General features: G+C 62.7%; 15 protein-coding genes. 13 read left to right on the forward strand and 2 right to left on the reverse strand.

Features of this window, described 5'->3' with window-relative positions; all coding sequences use genetic code 11:
- Positions 1-323: 323 nt before the first annotated feature.
- From secY to eccB, 13 genes are all read left to right on the forward strand, one after another.
- Positions 324-1649, forward strand: coding sequence for a preprotein translocase subunit SecY (gene secY, locus R3O64_RS02090; protein ID WP_070521679.1), 1326 nt, complete (start codon positions 324-326; stop codon positions 1647-1649).
- On the forward strand, positions 1649-2194 hold the full coding sequence (locus R3O64_RS02095) for an adenylate kinase (RefSeq protein WP_070530790.1): 546 nt from the start codon (positions 1649-1651) through the stop codon (positions 2192-2194). The genes secY and R3O64_RS02095 overlap by 1 nt, the downstream gene beginning before the upstream one ends.
- A 14-nt stretch (positions 2195-2208) precedes the next feature.
- Positions 2209-3003: a type I methionyl aminopeptidase gene (map, locus tag R3O64_RS02100; protein ID WP_339017192.1), complete on the forward strand. Its 795-nt coding sequence runs from the start codon at positions 2209-2211 to the stop codon at positions 3001-3003.
- Positions 3004-3054: 51 nt separating this feature from the next.
- Entirely contained in the window at positions 3055-3846 is a 792-nt protein-coding gene (locus R3O64_RS02105; protein WP_269948419.1) for a L,D-transpeptidase, read from the forward strand.
- Between the two features lie 300 nt (positions 3847-4146).
- Positions 4147-4365: a translation initiation factor IF-1 gene (infA, locus tag R3O64_RS02110; RefSeq protein WP_003854422.1), complete on the forward strand. Its 219-nt coding sequence runs from the start codon at positions 4147-4149 to the stop codon at positions 4363-4365.
- Between the two features lie 185 nt (positions 4366-4550).
- The gene (rpsM, locus tag R3O64_RS02115; protein ID WP_010189542.1) at positions 4551-4919 is read left to right on the forward strand and encodes a 30S ribosomal protein S13; all 369 of its coding nucleotides are present in this window, start codon (positions 4551-4553) and stop codon (positions 4917-4919) included.
- A 3-nt stretch (positions 4920-4922) separates the two neighbouring features.
- Positions 4923-5327, forward strand: a complete 405-nt coding sequence (rpsK, locus tag R3O64_RS02120) for a 30S ribosomal protein S11 (RefSeq protein ID WP_010189540.1) — start codon at positions 4923-4925, stop codon at positions 5325-5327.
- Positions 5328-5348: 21 nt separating this feature from the next.
- Entirely contained in the window at positions 5349-5954 is a 606-nt protein-coding gene (gene rpsD / locus R3O64_RS02125; protein WP_010189536.1) for a 30S ribosomal protein S4, read from the forward strand.
- Positions 5955-6023: 69 nt separating this feature from the next.
- On the forward strand, positions 6024-7034 hold the full coding sequence (locus R3O64_RS02130; protein WP_070521667.1) for a DNA-directed RNA polymerase subunit alpha: 1011 nt from the start codon (positions 6024-6026) through the stop codon (positions 7032-7034).
- Between the two features lie 78 nt (positions 7035-7112).
- Complete coding sequence (gene rplQ, locus R3O64_RS02135) at positions 7113-7634, forward strand: 50S ribosomal protein L17 (RefSeq protein WP_339017193.1); 522 nt, start codon at positions 7113-7115, stop codon at positions 7632-7634.
- A 101-nt stretch (positions 7635-7735) separates the two neighbouring features.
- Complete coding sequence (locus tag R3O64_RS02140) at positions 7736-8569, forward strand: trimeric intracellular cation channel family protein (protein WP_039674330.1); 834 nt, start codon at positions 7736-7738, stop codon at positions 8567-8569.
- A gap of 15 nt (positions 8570-8584) precedes the next feature.
- On the forward strand, positions 8585-9442 hold the full coding sequence (gene truA / locus R3O64_RS02145) for a tRNA pseudouridine(38-40) synthase TruA (protein ID WP_339017194.1): 858 nt from the start codon (positions 8585-8587) through the stop codon (positions 9440-9442).
- A gap of 55 nt (positions 9443-9497) precedes the next feature.
- Complete coding sequence (gene eccB / locus R3O64_RS02150) at positions 9498-10757, forward strand: type VII secretion protein EccB (protein WP_101735824.1); 1260 nt, start codon at positions 9498-9500, stop codon at positions 10755-10757.
- Here the strand turns inward: eccB and R3O64_RS02155 are convergent.
- Together R3O64_RS02155 and eccD are read right to left on the reverse strand one after the other, a co-directional pair.
- Entirely contained in the window at positions 10648-11892 is a 1245-nt protein-coding gene (locus tag R3O64_RS02155) for a S8 family serine peptidase (RefSeq protein ID WP_339017195.1), read from the reverse strand. The genes eccB and R3O64_RS02155 overlap by 110 nt on opposite strands.
- Positions 11889-13220, reverse strand: coding sequence for a type VII secretion integral membrane protein EccD (gene eccD, locus R3O64_RS02160; RefSeq protein WP_070521649.1), 1332 nt, complete (start codon positions 13218-13220; stop codon positions 11889-11891). The genes R3O64_RS02155 and eccD overlap by 4 nt, the downstream gene beginning before the upstream one ends.
- Between the last annotated feature and the right edge of the window lie 129 nt (positions 13221-13349).

The following is a 13349-nucleotide window of genomic DNA, read 5'->3' on the forward strand; positions in this document are numbered from 1 at the left end:
AGACGCCCCGGGCGTCGCGGGGGAGGTCGAAAAGACGTAGAAATCTTGTAAGGACATTGCCTTCAGACAACACAGGCAATGGTAGGCCCAATCCGGGGATAGCGCTAAGGGAGAAACCAAAAAGGGGACCTCCGGGCGGCCATGTGCGGGGTTAATGTGGCGAAAGTGGCCAAGGCTGGTAGGGTAATGGGGTCAAAAGTGTTCAACCGTTCCTATGAGATGCCTTAAGAGGGCTCTTAGCTTTTGGGAACAGATGAGATCCACCCCCGTGCGCGGCGAATTCGAACCGCACAACAAGCGCGGTAGGCCAGGAGGATTAAGTAGTGTCCGCCATTTTGCAGGCTTTTAAAGATGCCGACCTGCGTAAGAAGATCATCTTCACGCTCGTGTTGATTATCCTCTACCGCGTTGGCGCGCAGATCCCGTCGCCGGGCGTTGATTACGCCACCATCGCCGGCCGCCTTCGTGACCTCACGGAGGAATCCGGCAACCTCTACTCGGTGATCAACCTGTTCTCCGGTGGCGCGCTGCTGCAGCTGTCGATCTTCGCCATCGGCATCATGCCGTACATTACGGCGTCGATTATCGTGCAGCTGCTCACCGTGGTGATTCCTCACTTCGAGCAGTTGAAGAAGGAGGGGCAGTCCGGTCAGGCCAAGATGACGCAGTACACGCGCTACCTCACCCTGGCGCTGGCGCTTCTGCAGTCTTCGGGCATTGTGGCCCTGGCGGACCGCGAGCAACTCTTGGGGCAAGGCGTACGCGTCCTGGCGGAGGACCGTAACTTCTTCACCCTCGTCGTGCTCGTTATCACCATGACCTCCGGCGCCATCCTCGTGATGTGGATGGGTGAGCTGATTACGGAGAAGGGCATTGGTAACGGTATGTCGCTGATGATTTTCGCCGGTATTGCTACCCGCCTTCCCACCGATGGTGTCAGCATCATGCAGAACAACGGTGGCCTCGTCTTCGCCATGGTGGTCGCCGGCCTCATCGTCCTCGTCGTGGGCATCACCTTCATCGAACAGGGGCAGCGCCGCATTCCGGTGCAGTACGCAAAGCGTATGGTTGGCCGTCGCCAGTACGGTGGTTCGTCGACCTACCTGCCGCTCAAGGTCAACCAGGCCGGCGTTATCCCGGTTATCTTCGCTTCCTCGCTGATCTACATGCCGGTGCTTATCACCCAGATCGTCAACTCCGGCTCCCCGGGCGTGTCCGATAACTGGTGGCAGCGCAATGTGATTGCGCACCTGCAGGCTCCGAGCTCCTGGCAGTACATCGTCCTCTACTTCGTCCTCACCATCTTCTTCTCCTACTTCTATGTCTCGGTTCAGTATGACCCTGCTGAACAGGCGGAGAACATGAAGAAGTATGGTGGATTTATCCCGGGTATCCGCCCGGGTCGGCCGACCGCCGAATACCTGGGATTCGTCATGAACCGCCTTCTGTTCGTCGGTTCGATCTACCTGGCGCTCATCGCTGTTCTGCCGAATATCCTTCTGGACCTCGGCGTGGGCCGCGCAGGTGCCAGCGGCACTTCCGCCTTCGGCGGTACTGCCATCCTCATTATGGTCTCGGTGGCCCTGACCACGGTCAAGCAAATCGAGTCCCAGCTCCTACAATCCAACTACGAAGGACTGCTTAAGTAATGCGTTACGTACTCCTTGGCCCTCCCGGTGCCGGCAAGGGCACCCAAGCCGCCCTCCTCAGCGAAAAGCTCGGCGTTCCGCACATCTCCACCGGTGACCTCTTCCGCGCCAACATTGGTGAGGGCACCCCGCTCGGCGTAGAGGCTAAGTCCTACATCGACGCCGGCAAGCTGGTGCCGACTGATGTCACCGCCCGCATGGTGGAGGATCGCCTCAACCAGGATGACGCCAAGGATGGCTTCCTTCTCGACGGCTTCCCCCGCACCGTGGAGCAGGCCGATATTCTTGAGAAGCTCCTCTCCGACAAGGGCCTGAAGCTCGACGGCGTGCTGAACTTTGAGGTATCCGAGGACGTCGTGGTCGAGCGCATGCTCGCCCGCGGCCGCGCGGACGACACCGAGGAGACCATCCGCACCCGCCTGGGCGTCTACCGCGAAGAGACCTTCCCGCTCATCGAGCACTATGGCGATGCCATCATCTCCATCAAGGCTGAAGGAACCGTTGAGGAAATCAACGAGCGCACCCTGAAGGCAATGGGCAAGTAGTCCGTTCTTTAGCTATGGCTTTTCGTCGACGCACTAAAACCATTCCGGCCCGCACCCCGGGCGAGCTTGATGCCATGCAGGCGGCTGGCGAAATCGTCGGCCGCGCCCTGCAGGCGGTGCGTGCCGCCGCTGCAGTTGGCGTGAGCACGCTCGAGCTCGACCACGTAGCCGAGCAGACCATTCGAGATGCCGGTGCCGTGCCCACCTTCAAGGGCTACGGCGGTTTTCCGGGGTCCATCTGTGCGTCAGTGAACGACGTCATTGTCCATGGCATACCCAGCAAGGAGATTGTCCTCGCTGAAGGGGACCTTGTCTCTATCGACTGTGGCGCCACGCTCGACGGCTGGGTGGGGGATAGCGCGTGGACGTTTGGCGTCGGCAAGCTCAGCTCTGAGGCGCAGGCGCTGAGTAACGCCACCGAATGGGTCCTCCACGAAGGCCTTAAAGCCATGGTCCCCGGTAACCGGCTTACCGACGTCTCCGCCGCCCTCGAGCAGGCCACCTACCGCGCCGAGGATAAGTTCGGCGTGGACCTGTTTATTGTTGACGGCTACGGCGGCCACGGTATCGGCCACGAAATGCATGAAGACCCCTACCTAGCCAATGAAGGTAAGGCAGGGCGCGGTCCCATCATCCAGGAGGGCTCCGTCTTGGCCATTGAACCTATGCTGGCGCTGGGCACGGAAGACAACGCGGTTCTCGACGATGATTGGACCGTCGTCACCCTCGACGGATCGCTAGCTGCCCACTGGGAACACACCGTGGCGGCAACGGAGAATGGTCCTCGAATCCTGACGCAGCGTTACTAAAACGCGACACTCAGGTGGGAAATCGGTGGAGGAAGGTTTATACTTCTCCACATGTCTAAGATTCGCTCCTTTGTTGGTGCTCGTTCCCTACGTCGCGCCACCGCAATCGGCTTGGTAGCCGCCACTCTCTCGGTTGCCCCCGCCGCAAACGCGCAGACGGTCCCTTCGATTGATTCCCTGTCCTCCGACGTCCAATCCCAGATTGATGAGTTCGCCGGCCAGACCCGTGAGAACGCGTGGAACAGCCGCAACCAGATGCTGGAGACGCTGCAGAACGTTAACCCGCAGGCCGCTGATGCCCTGCGTCCTGTCATCGACGGTGCCATTGAACTGGTCTTCCCAGGCCTCATTGAGCAGAAGAACGCCGAGATTCGTGCGGCTCGCGAAGCTGCAGAGCGCGCTCACGCTGAGCAGGTTGCACGCGAGAAGGCTGCCGCTGAGGAGGCTGCCCGCAAGGCCGAGGCTGAGCGCCAGGCTCAGCGCTTCGATGTTGGCCCGTGCCCCGCGGATGCCCGTATCTGCGTGGATCGTGATGGCCGCCGCTCGTGGCTGCAGGATGGCAACGGCAACGTGACCTATGTTGCTCAGGGCATGTCCACCGGTATGCCGGGCCAGGAGACCCCGGCCGGTACGTTCTACATCAACCGCAAGATCAAAGACGAGATTTCTTGGGAGTTTGGCAACGCTCCGATGCCCTACGCCATGTACTTCACCAACAACGGCCATGCTTTCCATGAGGGTTCCCCGGCATACCAGTCCAATGGCTGCGTACGCCTGACCCACCAGGATGCTGTGCGCTACTGGAATGATGTGCCGATGGGTTCCAAGGTCTTCATCTACTAACCCGTAGCGGTGAGTGCGTCACCGCTACACACCAACAGCCTCCCGCTCCTTACGGTGCGGGAGGCTTTCACGTTTTCGGCATTGCCCAAATGTGTATGTGTTTCGGTGTGTCTGGTAGCGAAGTGCTCTTATCCTGCACTTACCGTATTTGGAAAACGACTCCGCGCAGCGTATGCTTTAGAGCTGGTGTCTGTACGCAGCCGAAGTGGTTGTGGAGGACACCAGGCAGTAGACACCAAACATGCAGGTGGGGGCGTCGCCCAGCGCGGCGCGAAGAACCCCACCAGAAAAGTAGAGGTTATGGCTAAGGAAGGCGCAATCGAGGTTGAGGGTCGCATCGTCGAACCCCTGCCCAACGCAATGTTCCGCGTCGAGCTCGACAACGGGCATAAGGTACTTGCCCACATTTCGGGCAAGATGCGTCAGCACTACATCCGCATCCTCCCGGAGGATCGCGTTGTCGTGGAGCTGTCTCCTTATGACCTAACCCGCGGACGCATCGTCTACCGCTACAAGTAAAGACAGTAAGCCTCCTCACCCACGGGACGCACTTGATGCGTCCCTTTCTACCTCAGGCTGCGATGGCCTGAGCCCACGCTGCTAAGCATGCCCACAGTTCCCCGGCACGGCCCGGGGCGAAGCGTATGCGTGGCGGGGGACGGATGAGGAGAAAACCATCGTAACAACCCGAAAGGACTAGCCATATGGCACGTCTAGCTGGTGTTGACCTCCCGCGCAACAAGCGCATGGAGGTTGCTCTCACCTACATCTACGGCATCGGGCCTGCCCGTGCCAAGGAGCTGCTGGAAAAGACCGGCATTTCTCCTGACCTGCGCACCGACAACCTCGACGATGATCAGCTGTCGGCGCTGCGTGACGTCATCGAAGCTACCTGGAAGGTCGAGGGTGACCTCCGCCGCCAGGTTCAGGCTGACATCCGTCGCAAGATTGAAATCGGTTGCTACCAGGGCATCCGCCACCGTCGTGGCCTGCCCGTTCGTGGTCAGCGCACCAAGACCAACGCTCGTACGCGCAAGGGTCCGAAGAAGACGATCGCAGGAAAGAAGAAGTAACACATGCCACCTAAGACTCGTTCCGGCGCGCGCCGTGGTGGTCGTCGCGTCGTAAAGAAGAACGTGGCCGCTGGCCACGCATACATCAAGTCCACCTTCAACAACACCATCGTGTCCATCACGGACCCGCACGGTGCTGTCATCTCCTGGGCATCCTCCGGCCACGTTGGCTTCAAGGGTTCCCGTAAGTCCACCCCGTTCGCAGCGCAGATGGCTGCTGAGAACGCGGCCCGCAAGGCCATGGACCACGGTATGAAGAAGGTTGACGTTTTCGTCAAGGGTCCGGGCTCCGGCCGCGAGACCGCCATCCGTTCCCTGCAGGCTGCAGGCCTCGAGGTTTCCTCGATCACGGATGCCACCCCACAGCCGCACAACGGCTGCCGTCCGACCAAGCGCCGCAAGGTTTAAGGGAAAGGAAGAGGTAAGAAAATGGCTCGTTATACTGGCCCCGCTACCCGCGTATCCCGCCGTCTGCGCGTCGACCTGGTCGGCGGCGACATGGCATTTGAGCGCCGCCCGTACCCACCGGGACAGGCTGGCCGCAACCGCATCAAGGAATCTGAGTACCTGCTGCAGCTCCAGGAGAAGCAGAAGGCAAAGTACACCTACGGCGTGCTGGAGCGTCAGTTCCGCCGCTACTACGCCGAGGCTAACCGTCTCCCGGGCAAGACCGGTGACAACCTCGTCGTTCTGCTCGAGTCCCGTCTCGACAACGTGATCTACCGCGCTGGTCTGGCCAACACCCGCCGCCAGGCTCGCCAGCTTGTCTCCCACGGTCACTTCACCGTGAACGGCAAGAAGATCAACGTTCCGTCCTTCCGCGTTACGCAGTACGACATCATCGATGTTCGTGAGCGTTCCCAGAAGATGGAATGGTTCGAAGAGGCTCAGGACCGCCTGGTAGACGCCAACGTTCCGGCGTGGCTGCAGGTCGTTCCGGACACCCTGCGCATCCTCGTGCACCAGCTGCCCGAGCGCGCTCAGATCGACGTTCCGCTGCAGGAGCAGCTCATCGTCGAGCTTTACTCGAAGTAATCCTTCGACATTTTCATCTTTACCCCTTCTACCGGCGTCATATAGCGGGCGCCGACAAGGAGAAACTCCATGCTTATTTCCCAGCGTCCTCAGCTCACCGAGGAATTCATTGACTCGTCTCGCTCCAAGTTCGTCATCGAACCGCTCGAGCCGGGCTTTGGTTACACCCTCGGTAACTCGCTTCGTCGCACGCTGCTCTCGTCCATCCCGGGCGCGGCAGTAACCTCCATCAAGATTGATGGTGTGCTCCACGAGTTCACCACCATCAATGGCGTGAAGGAAGACGTTTCCGAAATCATCCTGAACATCAAGGGTCTGGTTCTGTCCTCCGACTCTGACGAGCCGGTGGTTATGTACCTGAGCAAGGAAGGCCCGGGTGAGGTAACTGCAGGCGATATCCAGCCGCCGGCTGGCGTGGAGATCCACAACTCGGATCTGCACATCGCATCGCTGAATGATTCCGCCAAGCTGGAGATGGAACTCGTCGTCGAGCGCGGCCGTGGCTACGTCCCGGCTGCCTCCACCTCCGGGGAAATCGGCCGCATTCCGGTCGACCAGATCTACTCCCCGGTGCTGAAGGTCTCCTATAAGGTCGAAGCTACTCGTGTTGAGCAGCGCACCGACTTTGACAAGCTGATCATCGACGTCGAGACCAAGAACTCGATTTCCGCACGCGACGCCCTGGCTTCCGCCGGTGGCACCCTGGTCGAGCTCTTCGGCCTGGCCCGCGAGCTGAACACCGCTGCTGAGGGCATTGAGATTGGCCCGTCCCCGCAGGAGACGGAGTACATCGCCGCCTACAGCATGCCGATCGAGGATCTGAACTTCTCCGTCCGCTCCTACAACTGCCTGAAGCGTCAGGAAATCCACACCGTTGGTGAGCTCGCAGAGTGCACCGAATCGGACCTGCTGGATATCCGCAACTTCGGTCAAAAGTCGATCAATGAGGTAAAGATCAAGCTGGCTAACCTGGGCCTGGCTCTCAAGGACACCCCTGAGGACTTCGACCCGACCCAGCTCGAAGGCTACGACGCAGAAACCGGCGACTTCAAGGACCCGGCTTCCGACGATTCCGAGTAAAGAATTCCACTGAATCGTGACGGCGCGACTTGTGCGCCCCGTCGCGCGCTCACATAATCCGCACACGAGGAGTACACAATGCCTACCCCCAAGAAGGGTCCGCGTCTCGGCGGCTCCGCCAGCCAGCAGAAGCACCTGCTGAGCAACCTGGCAGCGAGCCTGTTCGAGCACGGCGCAATCAAGACCACCGACGCTAAGGCGAAGCTGCTTCGTCCTTACGCCGAGAAGATCATCACCAAGGCGAAGGCCGGCACCGTTGCTGACCGTCGCGCAGTTCTCAAGCTCATCCCGCACAAGGATGTCGTTGCCTACCTCTTCGACGAGCTGGCACCGAAGTTCGAGAACCGTGAGGGTGGCTACACCCGCATCATCAAGCTGGACAACCGCTCCGGCGACAACGCCCCGATGTCCCAGATCTCCCTCGTTCTTGAGGAGACCGTGACCTCCGAGGCTAACCGCGCTACCCGCGCTGCTGCTTCCAAGCAGGCCGAGGAAGCTAAGGCCGAAGAGGCTGAGGCTGAATCCGCTGAGGAAGCAAAGGCAGAGGCAACCGAGGCAGAGGTCGAGGCGACCGCTGCTGAGGAGTCCGAGGAGAAGTAAACTTCTCTCGCCTTAACTAGGCCGCAGTACCACCTTAGGTGGGGCTGCGGCCTTTTGTTATGCTTTCTGGGCTATATAACCCCGACCAGAACGTATACTCTATGACCCCGCTGTTTACTGTGCTGTACGTAATCGGCATCGTCTCCGAGGCGATGACCGCTGCGCTGTCCGCTGGCCGGCAAAAGATGGATCTGTTTGGCGTCATCATGTTGGGCGCAGTCACCGCATTGGGCGGCGGCACGATCCGCGACATGGTGCTGGGCGCCTACCCGTTGACGTGGGTGGCGGAACCGCGCTTCCTCTTGGCCGTGGTGGCCGCCGCCGTCGCCACGGTTTATATGTCCTTCCTAATGCACTATTTCCGGCATGTATTCTTGCTTCTCGACGCCCTGGGCCTTGCGGTATTCAGTGTCCTTGGTGCTCAGAAGGCCTTGGAACATGGCCATGGGTTGGTTATCGCTGCCGTGGCTGCGGTGCTGACCGGTGTCTTTGGCGGTATTTTGCGTGACTTGTTGTCCGACCGTATCCCGCTGGTCTTGTCCGCCGAGCTGTACGCCTCCATTTCTGTTCTTGCAGCCTTTTCTTATGCGGGATTGATGGAGCTGGGGCTCAGCGATGAGGTCGCTGGCGTCGTGACGGTATGCCTAGCGCTGGCGCTGCGCGTGGCTGCGATCTACTTTGGATGGTCGCTGCCGGTGTTTGAATACCGGGGAGCCGAACAACCCATGGACCCGCGCCTGCGCTTGTCTGCCCGCATTGTTCGGGATGGCGCCCGCAAGGCCAAGCGCAAAGCCGGCCAGGCCAAGAAGAATCTAAAGCACCCCAAGCGGGCTGGCTATGCCGCTTTGAGCAAGCTGGGCGTGAGCAAGAGCGCGAAGCGCCAGCACGCGGCCCAGGATTGGGAACTCAATCGCGAGTGGAATGCCAACGACTAGGTAGAATCAGCATCCATGACTAACGTTCGCCTTCGCCTAGACTTGGCCTACGACGGCACCGACTTCCACGGGTGGGCCAAGCAGAAGGGCGGCCTGCGCACTGTTCAGCAGACCGTTGAGGAGAAGCTGAGCATGGTGCTGCGCCACCCAGTGGAGCTCACCGTGGCTGGGCGCACCGATGCCGGAGTGCATGCCAGCGGTCAGGTGGCGCACTTAGATACCACGCGGTCGGCGCTGGGACAGCGCAGCATCGACGGCGACCCCTCCAAGCTGGTGAAACGCTTGGCCAAGTTGCTGCCTGCCGACGTCCGCGTCCACGCCTGCACCGAAGTCCCCGCAGATTTCGACGCGCGCTTTTCCGCCTTACGCCGCCGCTACGTTTACCGCATCACCACGCATCCGCGCGGTGCTCTTCCAACTCGCGCGCGCGATACCGCGACGTGGTTCAAGCCGGTGGACCTGGAGCTAATGCAGGCCGCGGCCGATCAGCTGGTGGGGCTTAATGACTTCGTGGCTTTTTGCAAGGCCAAGCCGCACGCCACGACCATTCGCGAGCTCCTTGCCTTTGAGTGGAAGGACGTGTCGACGCCCGCGGAGCCGCAGCTCTACGAGGCACACGTGACCGCTGACGCCTTTTGCTGGTCCATGGTGCGCTCGTTGGTGGGCTGCTGTTTGCGGGTGGGGGAGGGCTCGCGCGGAGTTGACTTCGCCGCCCAGATGCTGCGGGAAGAAAGCCGGTCCTCCGAGATCCCGCTTGCCGACGCCCAGGGCTTGTGCCTTGTGGGTGTGGATTACCCCGATGCGGACCAGTTGGCCGCGCGGGCGGAGATGACCCGTGGTCGTCGCGCTGCGGAGGACACCGAGTTGGGTTAATCTAGAACCCACTGCGCCGTGGGAGGGTGGCGCTGCGATTCGGGGGAGGATTCTCATGGCACGCGCGTTGCCAACTACCAAGGCCCAGGTATCGGGCCACAAGTTTCTACTGCGCCGCCTCGAGCACGGACTCGTGTTCGGGGATATCCGTATGATTCATGATCCATTGAAAAGGCGCCAACGCGCCCTGCTGGGCGGGGTAGCCGCAGTAGCCTTCTTGAGTCTTGGCTCGGGGCTTATCGCCTGGATGCAGCCGGACCCGCAACCCGGCGATGCGCCCGTCGTGCGTTCCTCCGAAGGGCAGCTCTTAGCGCTGGTCAACGGCACTTATCATCCAGTGGCTAACTTGGCTTCGGCCAGACTCATTGCCAACGAGCCGGTCGAACCGCATGTGGCAGGGGATAGCTTCTTAGAAGAGATGAGCCTGGGCACCCCGCTGGGGATTGCAGACGCCCCCAACCTTCTTGCAAGCGCAACTGGGCAGGAACCAGGATGGTCGGCCTGCTTGGAAGAATCAACACAGGGCGCGAACTGGCAATCCAGCAGCCGCGTTGGCACCGTGACCGTGGTTGCGCACCGCGCTGTTCCCAGGTTCGATGAAGAGCACGCCGCCGTAGTGGAAACTGAGGGCACGCAGTGGCTGCTCACCGGCCAGGGGCGCGTCGTGCTGCCCGAGGCTACGAGCACACAAGGCCGGGTTCTGCGGCGCGCGCTGGGGATGACCGCGGAGACCGCCGTGTGGGCCATGCCCGCGGAGCTGCTCAACACATTTGCCGAACTGGAGCCGCTGAGCTTTCCGGCCGCCCCGCCGGAGATTCTGGATACTGGTGAGCAGCTCTGGGCGCGCACGGAGCAGGGTGTTTTCTCCATCACCCCCACACAGGCGGAAATGCTGGTCGGCCTGGGCGCACAGCGTTTGCCTGCGCAGGCGCAGGAGGTGGCCGCGCTGGGGGACGTCCCACCGTCCTTCAACCTCCCCACCACCCGTGTGGACTTCCTGTCCCCTGAGCAAGGCTGGTTGTGCGCAACTCACGAGCAAGGCGCCGGAACCATGCGGCCGGTGGCGGCCACGGTGGACTTGCCGGGGGACTCGGCCGCGCAGCGTTTCGCCGGCCTCCAGGCCGGCGTGGGCGTGGACAGCGGGCACGGCTACCACGTGGTTTCCGCCACCGGCAGGCGCCACGAGCTGGCTAGCGCGGTAGAGCTTAAAGCACTGGGTGTGGGGGAACCGGAGCGGGTGCCGTGGGAGATCCTGCGGCTGCTGCCGGAAGGCTCTGCTTTGAGCCGCGCGGAGGCCTTAGAGTCTGAGCACTGAGGGTGGCTACGAGGGCGAGGAAGGCCACGGCGCCGAGGAGAAGGCGAACAATCGGCCAGCCCTTGGCTGGTGGCGCCGCCTGCGGCCTCACCGCGACGGCACGCTCCTCACGGGATTCGCTCGCGGGCCGATAGGTCACTGCTGTGAGAGGATCAACCACCCCATGCCCGGGCTCTGCTGAGTCAATGATGCGCTGGCGCAGCTGTGCTGGGGAGTCCCCAGGGTAGCGCTGCGCCAACAATGCGATCGTGCCACTGACCAGGGGAGCTGCAAAGGACGTTCCCTGAAAGACGGTGTCCTCCTTTCCCGTGGCCCATCCGCCGCCGGGCTCCAGCGCGAGGGGAACGCTGCCTTCCGCGCTGAGCGGTGCCGTGATGGAATACTCCGCGAGGTCGTGCGGCGTGGCCAGAGCACCAACCGCGAGGACGGTTTCGGCTTCCGCGGGAAAGACCACGTCATCCTTTTCACAGCCGCCGGCCGTCGCGTTTCCCGACGCCGCCACAACCACCACCCCAGCCCCTTCCGCGCGCTGCAGCGCCGCGTCCAAGGCGGATCGATCGACCCGCGTGGCGGCCTCCGGTGGAACGCACGACACCACGGAGACGTTGATGACCTGAGCACCCGCGCTGACGGCGTCTTCGATGGCGGCAGCCAGGCTGGCCAGCGTGCCGGCCCCGGCGCGGTCCGCCTCACCATTGTCCGGCGCTGGGGTCCGGTAGTGCGAGCTGGTCTGCCGGATGGAGTAGATTTCCGCATCCGGGGCCACGCCGAGGTCCTTGCCTGCGATGACGCCGGCCACCACCGTCCCGTGCAGGTCGCAGTCCCGCAGCGGGTCAGGCTCCTCCGGGGTCACGAAGTCTGCTCCTGGCGTCACCCGTAGTTGTGGGTGGGCGGCCACCCCGGTATCGATGACCGCGACCTTCACCCCAGCACCCGTGGCAAAAGAATGCAGCCGTGCCCGGTACTCCGCGTACTGCGCGGAGGGCTGTGGCCCTGCCGTGGCGAGTGTGGCCTTCGCGCAGGCGGTATCCGGTTCGCGGGCGACGGCTACCGGCGCACACAGAGCACTGGTACCCCAAGCCAGGCAAACACCAAGCGCAGCGCCGGCAGCGCCTATTCGGGTCAGCGTATTCATGATCCCAACCCCCGAATGAGCTCGAAGAGCCCTGCCACGTGCGCGGCCAGCGGAAGGCACGCGGCCAGGGCGAGAGCTTCGGCGCGCTCGAACCACACGATGGTGGTCGGCTCAATCTGCCGTAGCTTGCCTGCCCACACCGGCACTGACAGCATGGCCGCGATGACCAGACCCGCTACGATGCTGAGCACCCACGTTCCCGTCGTTGGGGCGGAAAGCAGCTGCCACTCGCGCAGAGGTACGGCCACCGCGGCACACGCAGCAGCAAGGCCATAAATTCCCAGCGCCCACGCGGCGACGGGCCGGGCGTGGCGTGCCGCATGCACGATGACACCGCCCGCGACACTCAGGCACAGGGCTTGGGAAACAATGACGGTTGCGCCCTCGTGAGCGTTGAGCGCGACGAGGAGAAGGGAAGGAACGCCCGCCAGCGCGCAGCCCACTGCGATTCCCTCGTAGGCCTGCCCGGCGCGCCGGGCTTTGAGCGAGTTATCCGTAGGGTCCTCATCGGAGATGCTCAGGTCTTGTCCGGCGGTGGGAAGTTGTGGCACCCGGAGGCCAGCGAGCCGCGTGGTGAACAGGGGAGCGCCTGCGAGTAGGGCCACGGTGGCGGCAAGCAGCGGGGCGGGGCCAAGCAGGCCGATGAGCACGAGCAGGCACCACGTCGCGGCACTTGCCCGAGCACGTATTCCGCCGATGCGCACCAGATGGGAGAGCACCGCCACGGTACCCACGGCCGCCGCCGCAGCCACGAGTGGCGCGGCCGGAATCGCGGTTCCGGATGGGCCAGCAAAGAAGGGCACCCCAGTGGCCAGCGCCCCCGCCAGCCCGGCAGCCACGTGGGAGGCCGCGAGCAGGGAGCCGCGCCGGGTCCACGCCGCGAGCACGAGGCCGATTATCGCAGCGGCGGTGCAGCCAACCGCGGGAGACAGCGCAGCGGCGAGCAACGCGCCGACGGCGATGAGCCCCGCTGCGCCCCAGAACCCGGCCAGGCCGGAAAACTGCGCTGCAGAGACGTCGGCAGCGAGCGCCTCCGCGGCATCGCGCACAATCGGCGCCGGCGATGGCTCATCGGGGCTGAGCACGAGGACGGAACCGTCTTCCACGCTGGTGCGATCCAGCGGCGTGGTCATCGATATGGTCTTGCCCGCCGCGGTAGTAGCGCGCCACAGGATGGGGGCCGGTGGGACGTCGACAAGCACGAGCAGTTCCCCCAGCACCTCCCCGAGGCTGGAAGAAAGCGGCAAGGATATGTCCGCCTCTTTGCGGGTATGACCTGCGTGGATACGGACGGTGACGTGGACAGAATGCGCGAGTGCGCGAGTCATGGAATGTACCTCCCCCGAGAAAAATTTCTGGGCAACCCCTTGCCCATTGCCTCACATTGTGGCTTACTAGTGGCACGCTGTCCACCGCTTCAGGAGGCGGTGGAGTACTTCGGGGGGAAGGACTTTGAC

Source organism: Corynebacterium hesseae, from assembly GCF_037850265.1.
Taxonomy (GTDB): domain Bacteria; phylum Actinomycetota; class Actinomycetes; order Mycobacteriales; family Mycobacteriaceae; genus Corynebacterium; species Corynebacterium hesseae.

Bases quoted from the DNA above. Each gene is read 5' to 3' on its own strand.
- truA (WP_339017194.1), top strand. From the start codon at position 8,585: ATGACTAACGTTCGCCTTCGCCTAGACTTGGCCTACGACGGCACCGAC.
- R3O64_RS02155 (WP_339017195.1), bottom strand. From the start codon at position 11,892: ATGAATACGCTGACCCGAATAGGCGCTGCCGGCGCTGCGCTTGGTGTT.
- rpsD (WP_010189536.1), top strand. From the start codon at position 5,349: ATGGCTCGTTATACTGGCCCCGCTACCCGCGTATCCCGCCGTCTGCGC.
- rpsM (WP_010189542.1), top strand. From the start codon at position 4,551: ATGGCACGTCTAGCTGGTGTTGACCTCCCGCGCAACAAGCGCATGGAG.
- R3O64_RS02095 (WP_070530790.1), top strand. From the start codon at position 1,649: ATGCGTTACGTACTCCTTGGCCCTCCCGGTGCCGGCAAGGGCACCCAA.
- map (WP_339017192.1), top strand. From the start codon at position 2,209: ATGGCTTTTCGTCGACGCACTAAAACCATTCCGGCCCGCACCCCGGGC.
- R3O64_RS02105 (WP_269948419.1), top strand. From the start codon at position 3,055: ATGTCTAAGATTCGCTCCTTTGTTGGTGCTCGTTCCCTACGTCGCGCC.
- R3O64_RS02130 (WP_070521667.1), top strand. From the start codon at position 6,024: ATGCTTATTTCCCAGCGTCCTCAGCTCACCGAGGAATTCATTGACTCG.
- R3O64_RS02140 (WP_039674330.1), top strand. From the start codon at position 7,736: ATGACCCCGCTGTTTACTGTGCTGTACGTAATCGGCATCGTCTCCGAG.
- rpsK (WP_010189540.1), top strand. From the start codon at position 4,923: ATGCCACCTAAGACTCGTTCCGGCGCGCGCCGTGGTGGTCGTCGCGTC.
- rplQ (WP_339017193.1), top strand. From the start codon at position 7,113: ATGCCTACCCCCAAGAAGGGTCCGCGTCTCGGCGGCTCCGCCAGCCAG.
- eccD (WP_070521649.1), bottom strand. From the start codon at position 13,220: ATGACTCGCGCACTCGCGCATTCTGTCCACGTCACCGTCCGTATCCAC.
- infA (WP_003854422.1), top strand. From the start codon at position 4,147: ATGGCTAAGGAAGGCGCAATCGAGGTTGAGGGTCGCATCGTCGAACCC.
- eccB (WP_101735824.1), top strand. From the start codon at position 9,498: ATGGCACGCGCGTTGCCAACTACCAAGGCCCAGGTATCGGGCCACAAG.